The organism is Escherichia sp. MOD1-EC7003, from assembly GCF_002965065.1.
In the GTDB taxonomy this organism is placed as follows: Bacteria; Pseudomonadota; Gammaproteobacteria; order Enterobacterales; family Enterobacteriaceae; genus Escherichia.
The window spans coordinates 1-1,676 of sequence record NZ_PTRE01000200.1 but is presented as its reverse complement, the minus strand read 5'-3'; the positions used below and the strand labels follow the sequence as shown (position 1 = coordinate 1,676).

The following is a 1,676-nucleotide window of genomic DNA, read 5'->3' as shown; positions in this document are numbered from 1 at the left end:
ATGGACATTATTTTTGTAGAGCCGGAGGAAACAGACCAGACGGTTTAAATGAGCCGGTTACAGAGCAACTTTCTAGGGCAACAGATCGCGTACCCGGTTTGCCGTATCCGAGTGACGCGACAGTGTTTTCATCTGAGTCTGTATTCAGTCATACAGTGACTGCATCAGTGGAGCCGCTCTGGCTTTTCTTGCTGCCAGACGCTGTTCTGCTGAACATCCCCGGACTTCTGCCCCGATGGTATACAGTTCACCGATACGCTGCAGGGCTTCAGTGGTGATATCGGTGGGCGCTCTTGCATGCACATCGTGGATTTTTCTCCGGGCATGAGCCATACAGAATCGCCGGCTGGAAGAGGCTCCCGGCAAGCTCTTAGAACTGCCGGAAGCCCTGGCAACCGCAGAAGCCACACGCTGAATGTGATGCAAAAAGGTGGGCGGGCAGCCCGTCAGGCCCGAATGTTCATCAGTTACAGCGAAGTCCGCATAAAAAATCTCGACAACAGCGGCCAGGCGCTCCCGCTCTCGTATGTCTGTTGCCGGGAGCAGGCAGAGGGCGGAGCCTGCTGGCATCTGCTGACATTAGAAAAAGTGGCGAGTGCCGCCGATGCGCGACGTATCGTCAGCCATTACGAGCGACGCTGGCTGATAAAGGAATACCACAAGGCGTGGAAAAGTGGTGGTACATGTGTGGAATCGCTGCGAATGCAAAACCGGGATAACCTTGAGCGCATGGTGGTTATCAAGGCGTTTATCGCGGTGCGGGGGCTGGGCCTACGGCAGGGAGGTATCAGTGAAGAAACACAAAATGACAGCTGTGAGAAAATACTGACGCCGACAGAGTGGAAACTACTGTGGGTTAAGCTGGAAGGAAAGCCGCTTCCGGCGCAGGCACCGACTGATCTCTTCCCTGAAAATAGTACCAGTCTAAACCCCAAAACGGCCAATAATCTTGGCGTTGACAACGCCTGATGGCGCTCGCCGGGCAGTTGCAACTGGAAAGCCTTATAAGCGCAGCGCCTGCGCTGTCACAACAGGCAGTAGACCAGGAATGGAGTTATATGGACTTCCTGGAGCATCTGCTTCATGAAGAAAAACTGGCACGTCATCAACGTAAACAGGCGATGTATACCCGAATGGCAGCCTTCCCGGCGGTGAAAACGTTCGAAGAGTATGACTTCACATTCGCCACCGGAGCACCGCAGAAGCAACTCCAGTCGTTACGCTCACTCAGCTTCATAGAACGTAATGAAAAATATCGTATTACTGGGGCCATCAGGTGTGGGGAAAAACCATCTGGCAATAGCTATGGGCTCTGAAGCAGTCCGTGCAGGTATCAAGGTTCGCTTCACAACAGCAGCAGCTCTGTTACTTCAGTTATCTACGGCACAACGTCAGGGCCGTTATAAAACGACGCTTCAGCATGGAGTAATGGCCCCCGCCTGCTCATCATTGATGAAATAGGCTATCTGCCGTTCGGGCAGCGGGTTCAAACGTTCGCCGGTGATGCAGCCCTGACCTCAGCGATGCTGGACCGTATCTTACACCATTCACATGTCGTTCAAATCAAAGGAGAAAGCTATCGACTCAGACAGAAACGAAAGGCTAGGGATGTGGCTGGCCGAAAATGAAGGAGTGAAGTTCTGGCTCAATGTGCTGACTGAACTGAAAAACCGCGG

General features: G+C 53.0%; 4 pseudogenes. 3 read left to right on the top strand and 1 reads right to left on the bottom strand.

The annotated features are described in order from the left end of the window. Window positions 1-78: 78 nt before the first annotated feature. Window positions 79-336 (bottom strand): annotated as a pseudogene (locus tag A7090_RS23535) (IS66 family transposase); the annotation flags it as partial. Here A7090_RS23535 and A7090_RS23530 point away from each other — a divergent pair. From A7090_RS23530 to A7090_RS26260, 3 pseudogenes are all read left to right on the top strand, one after another. Next, window positions 329-897, top strand: a pseudogene (locus A7090_RS23530) (IS4 family transposase); the annotation flags it as partial. The pseudogenes A7090_RS23535 and A7090_RS23530 overlap by 8 nt on opposite strands. A gap of 71 nt (window positions 898-968) precedes the next feature. Next, window positions 969-1,628, top strand: a pseudogene (locus A7090_RS23525) (ATP-binding protein). Continuing rightward, window positions 1,591-1,676: pseudogene (locus A7090_RS26260) on the top strand (transposase); the annotation flags it as partial. The pseudogenes A7090_RS23525 and A7090_RS26260, both read left to right, overlap by 38 nt.